This is a genomic window from Vibrio sp. 10N.261.51.F12, from assembly GCF_041471725.1.
In the GTDB taxonomy this organism is placed as follows: domain Bacteria; phylum Pseudomonadota; class Gammaproteobacteria; order Enterobacterales; family Vibrionaceae; genus Vibrio.
The window spans coordinates 38,671-56,743 of record NZ_JBFROV010000008.1; the positions used below are offsets into that span (position 1 = coordinate 38,671).

21 protein-coding genes are annotated in these 18,073 nt (G+C 44.5%); all 21 read right to left on the bottom strand.

The window, feature by feature from the left end:
• Window positions 1-229: 229 nt before the first annotated feature.
• Window positions 230-652, bottom strand: a complete 423-nt coding sequence (locus AB4405_RS04565) for a F0F1 ATP synthase subunit epsilon (RefSeq protein ID WP_102470025.1) — start codon at window positions 650-652, stop codon at window positions 230-232.
• Between the two features lie 18 nt (window positions 653-670).
• On the bottom strand, window positions 671-2,074 hold the full coding sequence (atpD, locus tag AB4405_RS04570; RefSeq protein ID WP_102470024.1) for a F0F1 ATP synthase subunit beta: 1,404 nt from the start codon (window positions 2,072-2,074) through the stop codon (window positions 671-673).
• A 33-nt stretch (window positions 2,075-2,107) separates the two neighbouring features.
• Window positions 2,108-2,974, bottom strand: coding sequence for a F0F1 ATP synthase subunit gamma (gene atpG / locus AB4405_RS04575; protein WP_102470023.1), 867 nt, complete (start codon window positions 2,972-2,974; stop codon window positions 2,108-2,110).
• 41 nt (window positions 2,975-3,015) lie between these two features.
• Window positions 3,016-4,557 carry a F0F1 ATP synthase subunit alpha gene (gene atpA / locus AB4405_RS04580; protein WP_102470022.1) on the bottom strand — a complete coding sequence of 514 codons (1,542 nt, stop codon included), beginning with the start codon at window positions 4,555-4,557 and terminating at the stop codon, window positions 3,016-3,018.
• A 12-nt stretch (window positions 4,558-4,569) separates the two neighbouring features.
• Window positions 4,570-5,103: a F0F1 ATP synthase subunit delta gene (gene atpH, locus AB4405_RS04585; RefSeq protein ID WP_102470021.1), complete on the bottom strand. Its 534-nt coding sequence runs from the start codon at window positions 5,101-5,103 to the stop codon at window positions 4,570-4,572.
• 14 nt (window positions 5,104-5,117) lie between these two features.
• Window positions 5,118-5,588: a F0F1 ATP synthase subunit B gene (gene atpF, locus AB4405_RS04590; protein WP_102470020.1), complete on the bottom strand. Its 471-nt coding sequence runs from the start codon at window positions 5,586-5,588 to the stop codon at window positions 5,118-5,120.
• Window positions 5,589-5,668: 80 nt separating this feature from the next.
• Window positions 5,669-5,923 carry a F0F1 ATP synthase subunit C gene (gene atpE, locus AB4405_RS04595; protein ID WP_102470019.1) on the bottom strand — a complete coding sequence of 85 codons (255 nt, stop codon included), beginning with the start codon at window positions 5,921-5,923 and terminating at the stop codon, window positions 5,669-5,671.
• Window positions 5,924-5,986: 63 nt separating this feature from the next.
• The gene (atpB, locus tag AB4405_RS04600) at window positions 5,987-6,793 is read right to left on the bottom strand and encodes a F0F1 ATP synthase subunit A (protein WP_102470018.1); all 807 of its coding nucleotides are present in this window, start codon (window positions 6,791-6,793) and stop codon (window positions 5,987-5,989) included.
• An 8-nt stretch (window positions 6,794-6,801) separates the two neighbouring features.
• A complete protein-coding gene (locus AB4405_RS04605) occupies window positions 6,802-7,191 on the bottom strand; it encodes a F0F1 ATP synthase subunit I (protein WP_102470062.1) in 390 nt (129 codons plus the stop codon).
• Between the two features lie 264 nt (window positions 7,192-7,455).
• Window positions 7,456-8,337 (bottom strand): ParB/RepB/Spo0J family partition protein, encoded by an 882-nt coding sequence (locus AB4405_RS04610; RefSeq protein ID WP_102470017.1) that lies wholly within the window; start codon window positions 8,335-8,337, stop codon window positions 7,456-7,458.
• Between the two features lie 23 nt (window positions 8,338-8,360).
• Entirely contained in the window at window positions 8,361-9,134 is a 774-nt protein-coding gene (locus tag AB4405_RS04615) for a ParA family protein (RefSeq protein ID WP_102470016.1), read from the bottom strand.
• A gap of 13 nt (window positions 9,135-9,147) precedes the next feature.
• Window positions 9,148-9,780: a 16S rRNA (guanine(527)-N(7))-methyltransferase RsmG gene (gene rsmG, locus AB4405_RS04620; protein WP_102470015.1), complete on the bottom strand. Its 633-nt coding sequence runs from the start codon at window positions 9,778-9,780 to the stop codon at window positions 9,148-9,150.
• Entirely contained in the window at window positions 9,777-11,672 is a 1,896-nt protein-coding gene (gene mnmG / locus AB4405_RS04625; protein WP_372059827.1) for a tRNA uridine-5-carboxymethylaminomethyl(34) synthesis enzyme MnmG, read from the bottom strand. The genes rsmG and mnmG overlap by 4 nt, the downstream gene beginning before the upstream one ends.
• A gap of 457 nt (window positions 11,673-12,129) precedes the next feature.
• On the bottom strand, window positions 12,130-12,567 hold the full coding sequence (mioC, locus tag AB4405_RS04630) for an FMN-binding protein MioC (protein ID WP_372059828.1): 438 nt from the start codon (window positions 12,565-12,567) through the stop codon (window positions 12,130-12,132).
• 9 nt (window positions 12,568-12,576) lie between these two features.
• Window positions 12,577-13,938 carry a tRNA uridine-5-carboxymethylaminomethyl(34) synthesis GTPase MnmE gene (gene mnmE / locus AB4405_RS04635; RefSeq protein ID WP_102470012.1) on the bottom strand — a complete coding sequence of 454 codons (1,362 nt, stop codon included), beginning with the start codon at window positions 13,936-13,938 and terminating at the stop codon, window positions 12,577-12,579.
• Window positions 13,939-14,038: 100 nt separating this feature from the next.
• Window positions 14,039-15,658: a membrane protein insertase YidC gene (yidC, locus tag AB4405_RS04640; protein ID WP_372059829.1), complete on the bottom strand. Its 1,620-nt coding sequence runs from the start codon at window positions 15,656-15,658 to the stop codon at window positions 14,039-14,041.
• 2 nt (window positions 15,659-15,660) lie between these two features.
• Complete coding sequence (yidD, locus tag AB4405_RS04645; RefSeq protein WP_102470010.1) at window positions 15,661-15,918, bottom strand: membrane protein insertion efficiency factor YidD; 258 nt, start codon at window positions 15,916-15,918, stop codon at window positions 15,661-15,663.
• Window positions 15,885-16,208, bottom strand: a complete 324-nt coding sequence (rnpA, locus tag AB4405_RS04650) for a ribonuclease P protein component (RefSeq protein WP_241903179.1) — start codon at window positions 16,206-16,208, stop codon at window positions 15,885-15,887. The genes yidD and rnpA overlap by 34 nt, the downstream gene beginning before the upstream one ends.
• Window positions 16,209-16,253: 45 nt before the next feature.
• Complete coding sequence (rpmH, locus tag AB4405_RS04655) at window positions 16,254-16,391, bottom strand: 50S ribosomal protein L34 (protein WP_102470009.1); 138 nt, start codon at window positions 16,389-16,391, stop codon at window positions 16,254-16,256.
• Window positions 16,392-16,598: 207 nt separating this feature from the next.
• Window positions 16,599-17,336 carry an amino acid ABC transporter ATP-binding protein gene (locus tag AB4405_RS04660; protein ID WP_102470008.1) on the bottom strand — a complete coding sequence of 246 codons (738 nt, stop codon included), beginning with the start codon at window positions 17,334-17,336 and terminating at the stop codon, window positions 16,599-16,601.
• On the bottom strand, window positions 17,333-18,004 hold the full coding sequence (locus AB4405_RS04665; RefSeq protein ID WP_102470007.1) for an amino acid ABC transporter permease: 672 nt from the start codon (window positions 18,002-18,004) through the stop codon (window positions 17,333-17,335). Before AB4405_RS04665 ends, AB4405_RS04660 begins: the two co-directional genes overlap by 4 nt.
• Between the last annotated feature and the right edge of the window lie 69 nt (window positions 18,005-18,073).

Below are 18,073 nucleotides of genomic sequence, written 5' to 3' on the forward strand. Positions count from 1 at the left end.
TCTGACGTTAATTTAAGCTGATTCCATTCTAACGATGATTGAGCTGAATGTTAATTTTGTTGCGATACATTTTTGCTTTAAGTATTAAAACTAGTCATATAACGTAGTTGAATACGCAAAACAACAACGTATATTAGAAAGTGCATATATAGCGGCTGCATACAAGGCCGTTGCATATAAAGCAAAAAGGCGACCAATCGGTCGCCTTTCTCATCGTGGCTAATCGAAATTAGCGACGTCTTTTTGTCAGTTCGATCACTCGAAGCTGAGCAATGGCCTTAGCCAATTCACTGGCCGCTTGTGCGAAGTCCATGTCGCCATGCTGATTAGAAATACTCTCTTCAGCTTTGCGTTTGGCTTCTTCTGCCTTTGCTGCGTCTAGCTCTTCAGCACGAATTGCAGTATCAGCCAGTACAGTCGCTGTACCAGGCTGAACTTCAACAATACCACCCGAGACATAAATGAACTCTTCGTGGCCGTGCTGTTTAACGATACGCACCATACCAGGCTGAATAGCGGTCAGCAGCGGCGTATGACCATGGAAAATACCAAGCTCACCTTCGCTACCGGACACCTGAAATGTCTCAACACGACCTGAGAAAAGCTTTTTCTCAGCGCTGACTACATCTAGGTGAAAGGTTATTGCTGCCATATCGCCTCCTATTTAGCCTTATAGCTTCTTAGCATTCTCGATAGCATCGTCGATAGTACCGCAGTACATAAACGCTTGCTCTGGAATGTCATCGTAGTCACCAGCTAGTAAGCCCTTGAATCCACGCAACGTCTCTGTAAGAGGTACATAGATGCCAGGGTCGCCAGTAAATACTTCAGCTACGTGATAAGGCTGAGTTAGGAAACGTTCAATCTTACGAGCACGAGATACAAGTTGCTTATCTTCTTCAGAAAGCTCGTCCATACCAAGAATCGCAATGATATCTTTCAGCTCTTTATAACGCTGAAGCGTTTGCTGAACACCACGAGCCACATCATAGTGCTCTTGACCAACAACAAGTGGGTCAAGTTGACGAGATGAAGAATCAAGTGGGTCGATTGCAGGGTACAAACCCATTGCAGCAATACTACGGTTTAGCGTAACTGTCGCATCCAAGTGAGCAAACGTTGTTGCTGGTGATGGATCCGTCAAGTCATCCGCTGGTACGTATACCGCTTGAATCGAAGTGATCGAGCCTGATTTCGTTGATGCAATACGCTCTTGTAATACACCCATCTCTTCTGCAAGAGTTGGCTGATAACCTACCGCTGATGGCATACGACCTAGAAGTGCCGATACTTCTGTTCCCGCAAGGGTATAACGATAAATGTTATCGATAAACAGTAGTACATCACGACCTTCATCACGGAATCGCTCAGCCATTGTCAAACCAGTCAGGGCAACACGTAAACGGTTTCCTGGTGGCTCGTTCATTTGGCCGTAAACCATTGCTACTTTAGATTCTTCAGGGTTTTTAACGTTTACAACGCCTGCTTCCTGCATCTCAAAGTAGAAATCGTTACCTTCACGAGTACGCTCACCTACACCAGCAAATACTGATAAGCCTGAGTGTTGTAGTGCGATGTTGTTGATAAGTTCCATCATGTTGACGGTCTTACCTACACCAGCACCACCAAACAAACCAACTTTACCACCCTTCGCGAATGGGCAGATCAAGTCGATGACTTTTACACCCGTTTCGAGAAGCGAAGTTTCGCTAGATTGCTCTTCATAGCTTGGTGCACTACGGTGAATTGCATAACTTTCTTCTGCACCGATCTCGCCACACTCATCAATCGCGTCACCAAGGACGTTCATGATACGACCTAGGGTCTTAGTACCGACTGGAACTGAGATTGGAGCGCCAGAATTCTCAACTGTCAAACCACGACGTAAACCATCAGAGCTACCCATTACGATACAACGAACTACGCCACCGCCTAGCTGTTGCTGAACTTCAAGAACAAGACGTTCTTTTGATTCATTTACGTTCAGAGCGTCATATATATTAGGAACATCGCTCTGTGGGAACTCTACGTCGACTACCGCACCGATGATCTGTACGATCTTACCTGTAGCCATCGTTAATCCTCTATCTATTTCGTTTTACCTAAGCTAAACCGCAGATGCACCTGAAACGATTTCTGACAGCTCTTGTGTAATCGCCGCTTGACGCGCCTTGTTGTACACAAGCTCTAAGTCATCAATCAGGTTGCTCGCATTGTCTGTTGCAGCTTTCATTGCAATCATTCGAGCCGCTTGCTCACTGGCAAGGTTCTCTACCACACCTTGATACACTTGAGATTCGATATAACGAAGCAATAGTGCATCTAGTAATGGTTTAGGCTCTGGCTCATAAATGTAGCCCCAAGAATGTTCACGCTGCATTTCTTCGCTGTCTGATTTAGGCAAAGGTAGCAATTGATCGATCGTTGGTTCCTGTACCATAGTGTTAACAAAGTGGTTATACACTACATACAGGCGATCTAATTCGCCGTCGTCATATTTCTTCAGCATAACGCCAACCGTACCGATTAGCTCTTCTAAGCTTGGGCTATCGCCCAGACCAGAGACCTGTGCCGCTACTTTTGCGCCGCTGTTATTGAAAAATGCTGTTGCTTTTGAGCCTATTACTGCCAGCTCAATCTCAGCACCTTTCTCTTTCCAATCCTTAAGTTCAAGGACGGTTTTTTTGAACAAGTTAATGTTCAAACCGCCACACAAACCACGGTCGGTAGAAATAATGACGTAACCAACACGCTTGGCTTCACGCTCTTCTAGGTACGGATGTTGGTACTCTAGATTTGCGTTTGCCAAATGACCGATCACTTTACGCATAGTTTCAGCGTATGGACGAGAAGCTTCGCGCAGTTCTTGCGAACGACGCATTTTTGAAGCTGCTACCATTTCCATCGCTTTCGTAATTTTCTGAGTGCTCTTCACACTACCGATTTTATTACGTATCTCTTTTGCGCCGGCCATCGTTACTCTCCATAAGCGGTGACCAAAAGGTCACCCACTAATTACCAAGTCTGGGTTGCTTTGAAATCGTCCGTCAGCGTTTTCAGCTGCGCTTCGATTTCTTTATTGTAAGCACCCGTTGTGTTGATCTCTGTAATAAGATCAGCATACTGGATTTGAGCGTACGATAGTAACGCAGCTTCGAAGTCTAGAATCTTATTGATTTCTACATCTTCCAAGTAACCACGTTCCGCCGCAAAGATCACTAGCGCTTGGTCAAATACTGACATAGGAGCGTATTGCTTCTGCTTCATTAGCTCAGTAACTTTTTGACCGTGGTTTAGCTGACGCTTAGTTGCTTCATCTAGATCAGATGAGAACTGAGCAAACGCCGCTAGCTCACGATAAGCCGCTAGTGCAGTACGAATACCACCCGATAGCTTCTTGATAATCTTAGTCTGAGCTGCACCACCTACACGAGAAACTGAAATACCAGGGTCAACGGCAGGGCGTACGCCCGAGTTGAATGCTTCAGTTTGTAGGAAGATCTGACCATCAGTAATCGAGATTACGTTTGTCGGTACGAATGCAGATACATCACCAGCTTGGGTTTCGATAATAGGAAGAGCGGTCAAAGAACCAGTCTTACCTTTTACTTCACCGTTTGTGAAACGCTCTACGTACTCTTCGCTTACACGAGCTGCACGCTCTAGAAGACGAGAGTGAAGGTAGAATACATCACCAGGGAAAGCCTCACGGCCAGGTGGACGTTTCAATAGTAGAGAGATCTGACGGTAAGCGACGGCTTGCTTAGATAAGTCATCATAAACAATCAGTGCATCTTCACCACGGTCACGGAAGTACTCACCCATTGCACAACCTGAGTATGGAGCCAGGTATTGAAGTGCAGCAGATTCAGATGCCGACGCAACAACCACAACTGTGTTTGCTAGCGCGCCATGCTCTTCCAGTTTGCGTACTACGTTTGCAATTGTTGATGCCTTTTGGCCAATCGCTACATAGATAGAGAAGATACCAGAATCTTTCTGGTTAATGATTGAGTCGATCGCCAAGGCTGTTTTACCAATCTGACGGTCACCGATGATAAGTTCACGTTGACCACGACCGATTGGGATCATTGAGTCAACAGACTTATAGCCGGTTTGTACTGGTTGATCGACCGATTTACGGTCAATTACGCCAGGTGCAATCACTTCTACTGGTGAAGTAAGCTTCGCTTCAATTGGACCTTTACCGTCAATCGGCTCACCTAGTGTGTTAACAACACGACCAAGCATTTCAGGACCAACTGGTACTTCAAGAATACGACCAGTTCCGGTTACTTTCATGCCTTCTCTAAGGTTGGCATATGGTCCCATTACTACCGCACCAACCGAGTCACGCTCGAGGTTAAGTGCAAGTGCGTAACAGCCACCCGGTAGTTCAATCATTTCGCCTTGCATCACGTCCGCTAGGCCGTGGATGCGAATGATACCATCGCTTACCGAAACGATAGTACCTTCATTACGAGCTTCACTTACAACGTCGAACGATTCGATACGTTGCTTGATTAGGTCGCTAATTTCTGTGGAATTAAGTTGCATGCTCCATCCCCATCAAGACTGCATTGCATCACTCAGGCGGTTCAAACGACCGCGTGCTGAGTTATCAATTACAAGATCTCCGGCTCGAATAATAACCCCACCAAGTAGGGTCTCATCTACACTGCAATTCAGCTTAACTTTACGCTCAAAGCGTGTTTCAAGTTTGCTGCTGATCTCTGCGGTTTGCTCGTTGGTTAGCTCGCTTGCAGACACAACATCTACATCGATGAGTTTTTCGTGCTGTTTTTTCAGCACAACAAACTCAACTAACACAGCAGGCAATACTGCTAATCGACCATTTTCAGCCATCACTTTTACTAAGTTTTGGCCAAATTCATCAAACTGTTCACCGCCAACAGTGATAAAAATATCTGCAATTTTATTCGCAGTCACAGAACCTGACAGCAGGTCTGCAATATTTTCATTACTCGCGATTTCAGCGGCGAAAGTTAGCATATCGACCCATTGGTCTAGTGCATTCTTTTCCACCGCAAAGTCAAAGGCTGCTTTAGCATAGGGGCGTGCAATTGTTGTCAGTTCAGACATGTTCGCCCCTCGCTCTAAAGTTTTGCAGTAATGTTATCAAGAATATCTTTTTGCGCATCTTTATCGATACTGCGCTCAAGGATTTTCTCAGCACCAGCTACAGCCAGAGTTGCAACTTGTTTGCGCAGCTCATCGCGGGCACGGTTACGTTCAGCTTCAATTTCTGCATCCGCTTGCGTCAAGATGTTCTGACGTTCAGTCAGAGCTTCTTCACGAGCTTCATCAACAATTTGTGCTTTACGCTTATTTGCCTGCTCAATGATCTCAGTTGCAGTGCGCTTCGCTTCTTTCATTTGGTCAGAAGCGTTGGCTTGAGCTAGATCCAAGTCCTTTGCAGCTCTTTCAGCTGCCATAAGACCGTCAGCAATTTTTTTCTGACGCTCTTCAATCGCATTCATAATTGGTGGCCATACATATTTCATGCAGAACCAAACAAACATGGCGAATGAGATTGCTTGACCTAGCAGAGTTGCGTTCATATTCACAACAGCTACCCCTCTAAAGTTTCATTGACGAGCTAAAATTAATCAGGTGACAAGTCCAAAACCTGTCTGAGAAAGGCTGATTAACCTAGCTGACCAACGAATGGGTTCGCGAATGTGAATAGCAGTGCGATAACCACACCGATCATAGGAACCGCATCAAGTAGACCAGCGATGATAAACATCTTAACTTGAAGCATCGGAGCCATTTCAGGTTGACGAGCTGCGCCCTCAAGGAATTTACCACCCAAAAGACCGAAGCCGATCGCCGTACCAAATGCTGCCATACCGATCATGATACCTACGGCGATTGCAGAAAAGCTCAGTAAAGTTTCCATTACTATCTCCAATTTATAGTTGTTGGCTTAAAGTTGGCCAAATAAAAAGCGTTAATTAAATAATTAGTGATCACTGTCTTCGTGAGCCATTGATAGATAAACAATTGTTAACATCATGAACACGAAAGCTTGGATCAGAATAACTAGAATATGGAATATTGCCCATGGTAATGAGCCCATCCATTGTAAATACCACGGTAGCATTGCAGCACAAAGAATGAAGACAACCTCACCCGCAAACATGTTACCAAACAAACGCATACCTAGTGATAGTGGCTTCGAAAGCAAAGACACAACCTCGATAAGCATGTTAAATGGAATCATGATTGGATTGTTAAATGGGTGTAGCGTCAATTCCTTGATGAACGTTACTGGTCCTTTTACTTTGATGCTGTAATAAATCATCAGAGCAAAAACACCTAACGCCATAGCCATGGTGATATTGACATCTGCAGAAGGAACCACTTTCATATAAGGGATGCCCATCTGCTCTGCTGTGTATGGTAAGAAGTCAATTGGAACTAAATCCATGACGTTCATTAAAAATACCCAACAGAAGATAGTTAGTGCTAAAGGTGCTATAAGCGCATTGCGTCCATGAAACGTTTCTTTGACGTTTTCGTCAACGAATTCAACGACCATTTCAACAAAACACTGCAGCTTGCCCGGCACACCAGCTGTTGCTTTCTTAGCAACTGAGCGAAATACTCCTAAGAATATCAGTCCAGTCAACACAGAAAAAAACAGGCTATCGATATGTACGTTCCAGAAACTCGTCTCCTCCACTAAGCCTAAACTTCCTAACGAAAGGTTAGTTAAGTGGTGAGATATGTATCCGGCCGATGTTAGCGCTTCACCTGGCGCAGCCATAACTCATCCTATTTTTTGTTGTTAACGACAATTACTGGTGCCATAAGGTTAATTAAGAGAGCCAGTAAAAATGTGAAATTCAAGGGAAGTACTTCCACCTGAATATACATGTAAGCGATTGAAAATAGAGCCGCCGTAATGAGGATTTTCAATGCAGCTCCTGCATAGAACGACGCGGCTACCTTTTGAGCAGCACGAGCCCCACTAAACAGAAATGCACAAAACGCAAATGTTGCATTGGCGATAACAAAAATGCCACCTCCAATCAGCGCTGAAATTCCCCACTCAGCATTTACGGCAACTGTCATTCCAACAGCTACAAACGTAACCGCGCACACTTGAATCAGCAACAATCGCTTTGCGAGCTCTCGTCCTGGTTTAGCTAGCACTGCTACCATGTATTCTTTACCTTTATTATATTCGCAACACGCAATAGATATTGCGCCGCGAGATTCGCAAAAATTATACGTTCCAACAAAGTATTTGCAATCAAAGCGCATCAAAAAAACGCACTTTATTCACAAAAGCATAACTTTCGCACAAAAAACCAATTGTAATACAAATAACTTTCGCATAAAATCAATTGTCATACAATTGATCGATATCAAATTTCTTTCATAAAAAATAACGGTAAGATATTTGATGTATATCAATTATCTCATTTAGCTTTCAAGCTTGGCAATAAGTTGCTCTAATTTGTGAGGCTCATCAAGACTTATCGTTACTTTCGCTTTTCCACTTGCATTTCTAGTCAAAAGTACCTTTGCTCCAAGCTTTTCACTCAAACGCAGCGATATTTCTTGTGCTGCACTATCTTCTGACTGTTTATCATCTGAAACGTTCGGTTTTAAGCATTTTTTAACTAAAGCTTCTGTCTGACGCACTGTCAGATTCTTCTTTGCGACCGTATCCGCAGCTTCACATTGCACTTCACCTTCAAGAGCCAATAGCGCCCTCGCGTGTCCCATATCAATGTGTTTATTCTCTACTAGCGCTTTAACCGGCTGTTCGAGTTGATTAAGTCGCAATAAATTCGTTACGGCAGTACGAGATTTACCGATAACCTCTGCGACTTGTTGATGCGTCAGTTCAAACTCATCTTGAAGGCGCTCTAGTGCTTGAGCTTCTTCAATGGCATTTAAGTCTTCACGTTGAATATTCTCAATCAACGCCATGGCTATCGCGGCTTTGTCTTGCACATTTTTAATAATGCAAGGCACGCGCTTTAGTCCTGCTTGTCTGGCTGCCCGCCAGCGCCGTTCACCGGCAATAATCTCATACTGTTCGTGATCGACCTGACGCACCACGATAGGCTGAATAATACCTTGAGATTGAATCGATGCTGCAAGCTCTTCGAGTGCTTCAGGCGCCATGTCTTTGCGAGGCTGATAAACACCTGGCTTCAGACTATTAATGGGTAAATCCGTTAGATCACCATCAGAAGAAAGTGATTGGCTTTGACTGGCGACTTGCTGTTTTTCTCTTGCCATAGAGCTCGTTGACAGCAGCGCATCGAGTCCTTTTCCTAAACCACGTTTAGACATTCAATCAAATTCCCTTAAGAGTGTTATACCAGTGTTTCTTCACGTCTCAGCATCTCGCCCGCCAGGGCGAGGTAAGCCTTAGCTCCAGCCGAATACTTATCGTAATACATTGCTGGCTTACCATGACTAGGGGCTTCTGCGAGTCGAACATTCCTAGGGATGACAGTCCGGTACACTTTATCACCGAAGTGTTTTTTTAATTGATCGGACACCTCATTCGATAATCGATTGCGTGGGTCATACATGGTTCTCAGTAAACCTTCAATTTTGAGGTTTTCATTCACCACGGCTGCTAACTTACTAATGGTATCCATTAGTGCGGTTAGGCCCTCTAACGCAAAATACTCACATTGCATCGGTACCAGAACTGAATCTGCCGCTGCCATCGCGTTAATTGTAAGTAGGTTGAGAGAGGGAGGACAATCGATAAAGATGAAATCATAGTTATCGCGGATTGGTGCAAGTGCATGTTTTAGACGCACTTCTCTAGCAAATACTTCCATCAATTTGATTTCAGCCGCGGTAACGTCACCATTAGCCGCAATCAAGTCGTACTGGCCGGATGTGTGCTTACAGACTACTTGTTCAAAAGGAAGCTCATCAACTAACAAATCGTAAGCAGTTGTTTCGATTTGGTACTTGTCTACGCCACTCGCCATTGTAGCATTGCCTTGAGGATCTAAGTCGATCACCAACACTTTGCGCTTAGTGGCAGCCATTGATGCCGCCAGATTAATACATGTAGTTGTTTTTCCTACGCCACCTTTTTGGTTAGCGATAGCGACAATTTTTCCCACGACAACTTCTCCATCATCCCTGTTTGGACAAGATTACAAGATGACGGTCACCTTCTAACTCAGGAACTTGCAAAGGTTTGATATCGGTCACAGAACACCACTCAGGTAGGTCAGAAACTTCTTGTTCATGTACCTGACCTTTAAGCGCATAGAAGCGTCCTGACGTCTCTTTGGGCAAATGTTCACACCAATTAACCATATCGGTCATAGAAGCAAACGCTCGACTTAACACGCCGTCGAACCCACCTTCAGGGTCAAACTCTTCTACGCGAGACTGTACAGCGGTGACGTTTTTGATACCTAACTCATGAACGACCTGTTTGATGAAACGAATCCGTTTCCCCAAACTATCAAGTAAAACAAACGTTTTGTTAGGGTGCATGATGGCAAGAGGGACACCTGGCAGTCCAGGTCCCGTACCGACATCAATAAAGCGCTCACCTACAATATGCTCACCAACCACGATACTATCTAAGATATGTTTCACTAACATATCTTCAGGTTGACGAACCGAGGTTAGGTTATATGCCTTATTCCATTTATGCAGTAGTTCAACATAAGCGACAAGTTGTTTTTTTTGAATATCAGAAACTTGCAAAGATGTTTCTGATATTAATTGTTCTAATTTAGTTAGTAATGCGCTCACGCCGCTTCGCCTTTTTTAAGTAAGCCTTGCTTCTTGAGGTAAACAAGAATAATTGAGATTGCCGCCGGAGTAATACCTGAAATGCGTGAAGCAATGCCAACCGTTTCAGGTTTAGCTTCTGTCAGTTTCGCCACCACTTCGTTAGATAAACCACTCACATCGCTGTAATCAATGTTATCTGGAATCACGGTATTTTCATGGCGCATAGCTTTGGTGATCTCATCTTGCTGCCTTTGAATATACCCCTCGTACTTCACTTGGATCTCAACTTGCTCTGCGGCTTGTTGATCTTCAATGGCTGGTGAGAACGCGTCAAGCGATGTCAGCAACGAATAGGTGATCTCAGGTCTTCTCAACAGATCTTCACCGCTTGCTTCTCGAGATATTGGCGACTTCAACAAGTTATTTAACGCATCAATACCTTCAGATTTTGGGTTAACCCAAGTTTCTTTCAAGCGCTGACGTTCTGTGGTGAGGTTTTCCATTTTTTCATTAAAACGCTGCCAACGATTGTCGTCGACAAGGCCTAGATTTCTTGCTTGCTCCGTGAGGCGCATATCGGCATTGTCTTCACGCAACAACAAACGATATTCCGCACGAGACGTAAACATACGGTAGGGTTCTTTCGTGCCCATTGTTGATAAATCATCAATCAATACGCCCATATAGGCTTGGTCACGACGAGGGCTCCAACCTTCTTTGCCTTGGCTAAATAAACTGGCATTGAGGCCGGCCATTAAACCTTGTGCGGCCGCTTCTTCATAACCGGTTGTGCCATTAATTTGTCCTGCAAAGAACAAACCTTGGATAAATTTGGTTTCGTAGGTTTGCTTTAAATCTCTAGGATCAAAGAAATCATACTCAATGGCATAGCCAGGGCGCACAATATGAGCATTTTCAAAACCTTTCATTGAACGCACAATCTGGATTTGTACATCAAACGGCAAACTTGTAGAAATGCCATTTGGGTATAATTCATGCGTCGTCAGTCCTTCAGGCTCGATGAAGATTTGATGACTATTTTTATCAGCAAAACGCATGACTTTATCTTCAATCGAAGGACAGTAACGCGGTCCAATACCTTCAATCACACCAGCATACATAGGGCTGCGGTCAAGGTTAGCTCGAATAACATCATGTGTTTTTTCATTGGTATGCGTAATAAAACATGGTATTTGAGTCGGATGCTGTTCACGCTTACCAACAAATGAAAATACAGGTGTTGGGTTATCACCGTGTTGAGTTTCTAGCGCAGATAAGTCAACGCTACGAGCATCAATTCGAGGAGGAGTGCCGGTTTTAAGGCGATCGACTCTGAACGGCAAATCACGCAATCGATCCGCGAGCGCGATGGAAGGTTGATCCCCCATACGGCCACCAGATGAGCTTTCCATTCCAATGTGGATCTTACCGCCGAGGAATGTACCAACGGTTAATACGACCGCTTGAGAATGAAACTTCAAACCCATTTCAGTCACAACGCCACGTATTTGATCATTTTCGACAATTAAGTCATCCACCGACTGTTGAAACAACGTCAAATTCGGTGTGTTTTCGAGAGCGCTACGAACATAAGCTTTGTAAAGAGCGCGATCCGCTTGAGCCCTTGTAGCTCTAACCGCTGGGCCCTTTGAAGCGTTTAAGGTTCGAAATTGAATACCTGAATGATCGATAGCATTTGCCATCAAACCACCCATAGCATCGACCTCTTTGACTAAGTGTCCCTTACCAATACCGCCAATTGCGGGGTTACATGACATCTGCCCCAAGGTATCGATATTGTGAGTCAGTAAAAGAGTTTTTTGCCCTGTGCGGGCAGATGCGAGTGCGGCTTCCGTTCCTGCATGTCCGCCACCGACAATGATGACATCAAATGTTTCGTGATAAAGCATGAACCGACCTCAGTATTCAATCGACAAAGTAGACTTTCCAAAAGGAGACGTATTCTACCGCTTTTCTTGTGGCGAGAACATCGCTTTTCACAATTTTCGGATCAAAGGAATAAGTACTATTAAATAAGGATCTATATATATGATCTTTTATTAGATCTATTATTAGGATCGACCATTTCTGTGGATAAGTGGAAAATGATCAACAAAACCATGGATCTTTTTAAGATCGATTCTTGTGATCTTTCGTTGATCTGGTTCTGTATTAGCTGGGATCAAAATGGCTACTTATGCACAGGTCGATCCTGGCGATAAAGTTACTATTTGGATAAATATAGGTTTTACACTGGAAAGATCATGTTTTATCCACAGAAATTTTTTGTTATTTGCTGAGAAAATGGATAAATAAAGAAGGGAAGTTATACACAATTAGAGAAAAAGCGGCCAAGGCCGCTTCTTTTTATTGGAATTTATTGAGGTTTTGGTTGAGCCAGGCTTCGGCAGTGTCTTCAGGAACTTGATCGCTTAGGATATCGATTTCTAAGCAATCGGTGATCGGTGTTGCGCCAATGTCTTCGAGTAGCTCAAACGCATGTTTACCAGCGGCGCAGAAAGTATCGTAACTGGAGTCTCCAATAGCAATGACCGCGTATTTTACTGATGACATGCGTGGTGGCGTATTTTGTAATCCGGCAATAAAGGGCTGAATATTATCCGGGTAATCTCCTGCTCCATGCGTCGAAGTGATGATGAGCCAAATATCATTGGCTTCTATTTCTGCTATTTGTGGCTGATTATGGATCGTGGTTTGTAGCCCTTTTTCTTGGAGTAGGTCGCTTAGGTGATCGCCGACATACTCTGCGCCGCCAAGTGTACTGCCTGTGATGATGTGGATCATTTGATGTCCTTATTTACCAATACAAAATGATGAGAAAATACGACCGAGCAGGTCATCTGAATTGAACTCACCAGTAATCTCATTAAGGTGTTGTTGGGTGATTCTGAGCTCTTCCGCTAAAATTTCGCCAGCCATATAGCCTTCAAGTTGTTGTTGACCAATATCCAAATGTTCTGCGGCGCGTTCCAATGCATCAAGATGGCGACGGCGAGCCATAAAGCCACCCTCGTTTGCGCCAGAAAAGCCCATGATAGACTTTAAGTGGTCTCGTAAAGCGTTAACCCCTTCACCCGTTCGTGCAGAAAGACGAATAAGGGTAGGGGCATTGACGTGGCAAATGCCGAGCGCTTCATTGGTTTCATCGACTTTATTGCGAATGACGGTAATACCAATAGACGCAGGGAGTCGGTCGATAAAGTCAGGCCAAATTTCTTTTGGGTCGGTGGCATCCGTCGTCGTGCCATCAACCATAAAGAGCACGCGATCGGCCTGGGTTATTTCTTCCCATGCTCGTTCAATACCAATCTTTTCTACCTCATCTGAGGCTTCGCGTAAGCCTGCAGTATCAATGATATGCAGGGGCATTCCATCGATATGAATATGCTCTCTAAGCACATCTCTTGTTGTGCCGGCGATGTCGGTGACAATCGCAGATTGCTTACCTGACAAGGCATTGAGCAGGCTTGATTTGCCGGCATTTGGACGACCGGCGATCACCACTTTCATGCCTTCTCGCATGATGGCACCTTGGTTTGCTTCTTTGCGTACCGCTTCTAGGTTATCGATAATAGCTTGTAGCGCTTTCGATACTTTACCATCGGCGAGAAAGTCGATTTCTTCTTCTGGAAAATCAATCGCAGCCTCAACATAAATACGGAGGTGGATGAGTGAATCCACCAGCACATTAATACGTTTAGAAAACTCGCCCTGAAGCGATTGCAAGGCTGATTTCGCGGCTTCTTCAGAGCTGGCATCAATGAGATCAGCAATGGCCTCTGCTTGTGTCAGATCCATCTTGTCGTTCATAAAGGCGCGTTCAGAAAACTCACCGGGTCTTGCTGGTCGAACGCCGGGTATTAACAAGATTCGCTTAATCAACATATCCATGACGACTGGGCCACCGTGGCCTTGTAGCTCAAGTACGTCTTCGCCAGTAAACGAGTGCGGATTGGGGAAGTAAAGCGCGATACCTTGATCGAGCTCGGTGCCATCGTCAGACTTGAATGCCAGGTATTCAGCGTAACGTGGCTTTAATGCTCGGCCCGTAACCTCAAGAGCGACTTGAGAGGCATTGGGGCCTGATACGCGGATTATACCGACGCCACCACGGCCGGGTGCAGTGGCTTGTGCCACGATAGTGTCTGTTGTCATTGGTTTTGCCTTAATCGCAATACGTTAGCCAAATTGTAATCATGGAGACGAAAAAAGGCGACCCTTAAGGTCGCCTTTTATTTGAATTGCTTCGTTCAGATTACTTAGTGTGTAATCCTTTCTTTTCCAGAGCACGATAAATCAGTGTTTGCTGGATAAGCGTAACAACGTTTGATACCAACCAGTAAAGAACAAGACCGGATGGGAACCAAAGGAAGAAGAAGGTAAACATAACCGGCATAAAGGTCATGATCTTCTGCTGCATTGGGTCAGTAACCGTTGTTGGGCTCATTTTTTGAATCATGAACATACTTGCACCCATCAGTAGAGGAAGGATGTAGTACGGGTCTTGAGCTGAAAGGTCAGTAATCCAGCCAAAAAATGGCGAGTGACGTAGCTCAACAGATTCCATTAGTGCCCAATACAATGAAATGAAGATCGGCATCTGTAAGATAATCGGAAGACAACCACCAAGTGGGTTAACTTTCTCTTTCTTATAGAGCTCCATCATTTCTTGGCTCATACGTTGACGGTCGTCGCCAATACGCTCACGCATTGCTTGCAGCTTAGGCTGTAGCATGCGCATTTTTGCCATTGATGTGTATTGTGCTTTCGTTAGTGGATACATTGCACCACGAACAATGAAGGTTAAGCAGATGATCGCTAGACCCCAGTTCACGACAATACCTTGAATAAACGAAAGTAATGTATGAAGCGGTTTTGCGATAAACCATAACCAACCGTAATCCACTACAAGGTCAAGGTTTGGCGCGGTTGCTGCCATTTGGTCTTGTAGTTTTGGACCCGCCCAAAGCGTTGCTTTAAGCGTTGCAGTTTGGCCATTTCCGATAGTTTGATTTGGCATACGAACACCAATATCGCCTAGGTTGCCAATCACACGAGTATAGAGGTTAGTGCCCGGTGCTTCACGTGGGATCCACGCTGCTGCGAAGTAATGCTGGATCATTGCTGCCCAACCTTGACCGTCGGTCAGGTTTAGAGACAAGTTACGATCTTGCATGTCATCAAAGCTGTATTTTTTGTAGCGAGTATCCTGAGTGGAGTACGCGCCGCCATTATAAGTTGGCATTGTGATGCTGCCGCCCTTGTCCTGAACATTTTGTCTCAGGTGAGCGTACATACCAAATGTGGCGTTTTGACCAGATTGGTTATCAACGTCGTATTCAACATCAACAGCGTAGCTACCGCGCTTAAGGACGAAGGTCTTAACATAGTTAATACCATTGGCAGTAAACGTCATAGGGATACGAAGTTCGTCTTGGCCATCTTGTAGCGTAAGATTTTCTGTTGAAACATTATACGCCGGACGATCGGTACTACTTAAATCGATACCTTGAGGCCCAACAAGACCGCTTTGTGCGATAAATTGATGACCTTGGTCATCTTTTAGTAGTTCAAACGAATCGGCAGAATCTTGCTCAATCGCATATTCATTAAGATTTGCGGTTACTACATCGCCACCGATCGTATTGATGCCAAGTGTTAGCACATCAGTTTTCACTGTGATGATTTTCTCTGCAGCTGCAGTATGACCAGGTGCTGGATCATGCTCGTCAGCGAAAGACGGTGCAGGTAGGTTAGTACCTTGAGTCTGCTGTGTCGGAACTGGTGCTGGGTTCTTGTATGATTGCCATTGGTTAAATAGCAAAAAAGAAACTAACGCCAAGCCGATTAACAGAATATTACGTTGAGAATCCATCGTTATTTATCTCTGTCTTGTTTTTGGGCTGGTGGAATGGGGTCGTATCCCCCTTCATTCAAAGGATGACATCTTAATAGACGTTTGCCAGATAACCAACACCCTTTTACAAAACCGTGAGCTTGTAGAGCTTCTATGGCGTAACGGGAACACGTTGGAGTAAACCGACAGCGAGGTCCGATTAGGGGACTAATGGTCCATCTATAAAGATAGACAAGTCCGATAGCTAACCACGTGAAGGGCGAGACAGGCGATGCCATAGTTTATCGAGAAGTTGGAACATTTCATCATTGCTTAGAGTTTGAGCACTCTTCTTAGCAATTACAACAAAATCTTTATTTGGAAGCTCATGTTGTTTGTTACGAAAGCTTTCACGAGCAAGTCGTTTAAAGTGGTTTCTAGCGACAGCTGTTTTTATCTGCTTTTTAGGAACCGCAAGACCGAGACGAGGGTGTGAAAGAGAGTTTTTACGAGCAATGATGGTGAAATGAGGGGAGCCGGCTCGATGAGCTTGCTTAAATACGTTTTGATAATGCTCGGGAGTTAACAAACGTAACTCCCGAATAAAGGCGTGCTTCTTAGTCAAAATAGTCAATTATTTTGATAGACGCGCACGGCCTTTTGCACGACGTGCATTAATTGTTTTACGACCGTTCTTAGTCGCCATGCGTGCACGGAAACCGTGGGTACGCTTGCGCTTTAGAACTGAAGGTTGAAAAGTGCGTTTAGACATGGTTATTACCTTTACTGATCAGTAGTTTTAGGTTCTCGTTGAACCCGGCGTGGGAGAAATACCCTTCTCTATAAATAAAGAGGAAATCCGACGCCTCTCAACAAAGAGGCGGAATTGTAATCACTGTGACTCAAAGAGTCAATAATCAGTTCAATTTCAATTCCGGTCGGCGGATTATACGTTTTGTGAGCCAGAGCGCAAGGATCCTTATTCGATCCCGACCTGATTTAAGAATTTTTTTAACTGTATATCCTGTGGATCGTTAAAAATTTGCTCTGGTGAGCCTTGTTCTATGATGTGACCATCGGCCATAAAGATCACTTTATCAGCGACTTCGCGGGCAAATTGCATCTCGTGAGTGACCACTAACATGGTTTGATGTTGAGTGGCGAGTTTTTTCATTAAACTTAATACTTCGTTAACCCATTCTGGATCCAATGCCGAGGTAGGCTCATCGAACAGCAATAATTCTGGCTGCAGTGCCATCGCTCGACCAATACCGACTCGCTGTTGTTGACCACCAGAGAGGGAGGCGGGGTATTGCTCGCCCTTATCACCAAGACCAATATCATCCAAGATTTGTTGGGCGCGTTGCAGTGCCTTGTCTTTTTTCCAGCCTTTGACTGTAATTAGACCTTCAGCAATATTTTGTTTCGCTGTCATGTGTGCAAACAAAGCGTAGTTTTGGAAAACAAAGCCTGTTTTGCGTCTAAGTGCGAGCACTTCGGCTTTGGTATGATTCTGACAATTAACCGTTACGTCATCGATGGTAATAATGCCTTGGTCAGCTTCTTCAAGAAAGTTAACGCAGCGTAATAGCGTTGACTTGCCTGTGCCACTGGAACCAATGACCACAATAATCTCACCTTGTTTGATGTCGATATCGATGCCTTTCAACACCTCTGTGTCACCAAAGCTTTTATGTATATTGTTAAGTTTAATCATCGTTGATATGCCTTATTGAGTCTTTTCTCCGCCCATACTTGAACACGAGTGAGTACTAACACTACGCCCCAATAGATGAGTGCGACCGCTAAGAAGGCTTCGAAAAATCGAAAACTTGATGAGGCCTCCATTTGTGCTTTTGCCATGATCTCCGCTACCCCTAACGTGAACGCGAGCGATGTGGATTTGATCATATCGATGAAGTAGTTCATCAACGACGGCAGCGCGACTCGAGTCGCTTGTGGCAAGATGATACGACGCATCGCTTGGCTTTTCGTCATACCGACCGACAAGCTTGCTTCCATCTGACTGCGATCAATACCAATAATGGCAGCGCGAATACTCTCGGCCATATAAGCGGCAAAATGTAATGTGAGGCCAATAACGGCGGCGCTAAACGCATTGAGGCCCACCATCCATGGGAACACCTGAGGGAGCCCATAGTAAAGCAGGAATAGTTGTACTAAGAGTGGTGTGCCGCGAAAAAAGCTGATGTATAACTGACTAAGTTGATCGAGCACCGGGATTTTAAATACACGGATATTGGCCAGTATGACTGACAGAATCAGTGAAAAAAACAAGCCCCATATTGCCATTTCCATCGTGGTACCGAGGTACTTAAATAGTATCGGCAATAGGTCTAGCATGTATTGAAAATCAAATCCCATAACGTATCCAAAACTTAAAAAAATAAACGCCCACTACTGATAAGAGTAGTGGGCGCATTAATAGTGATC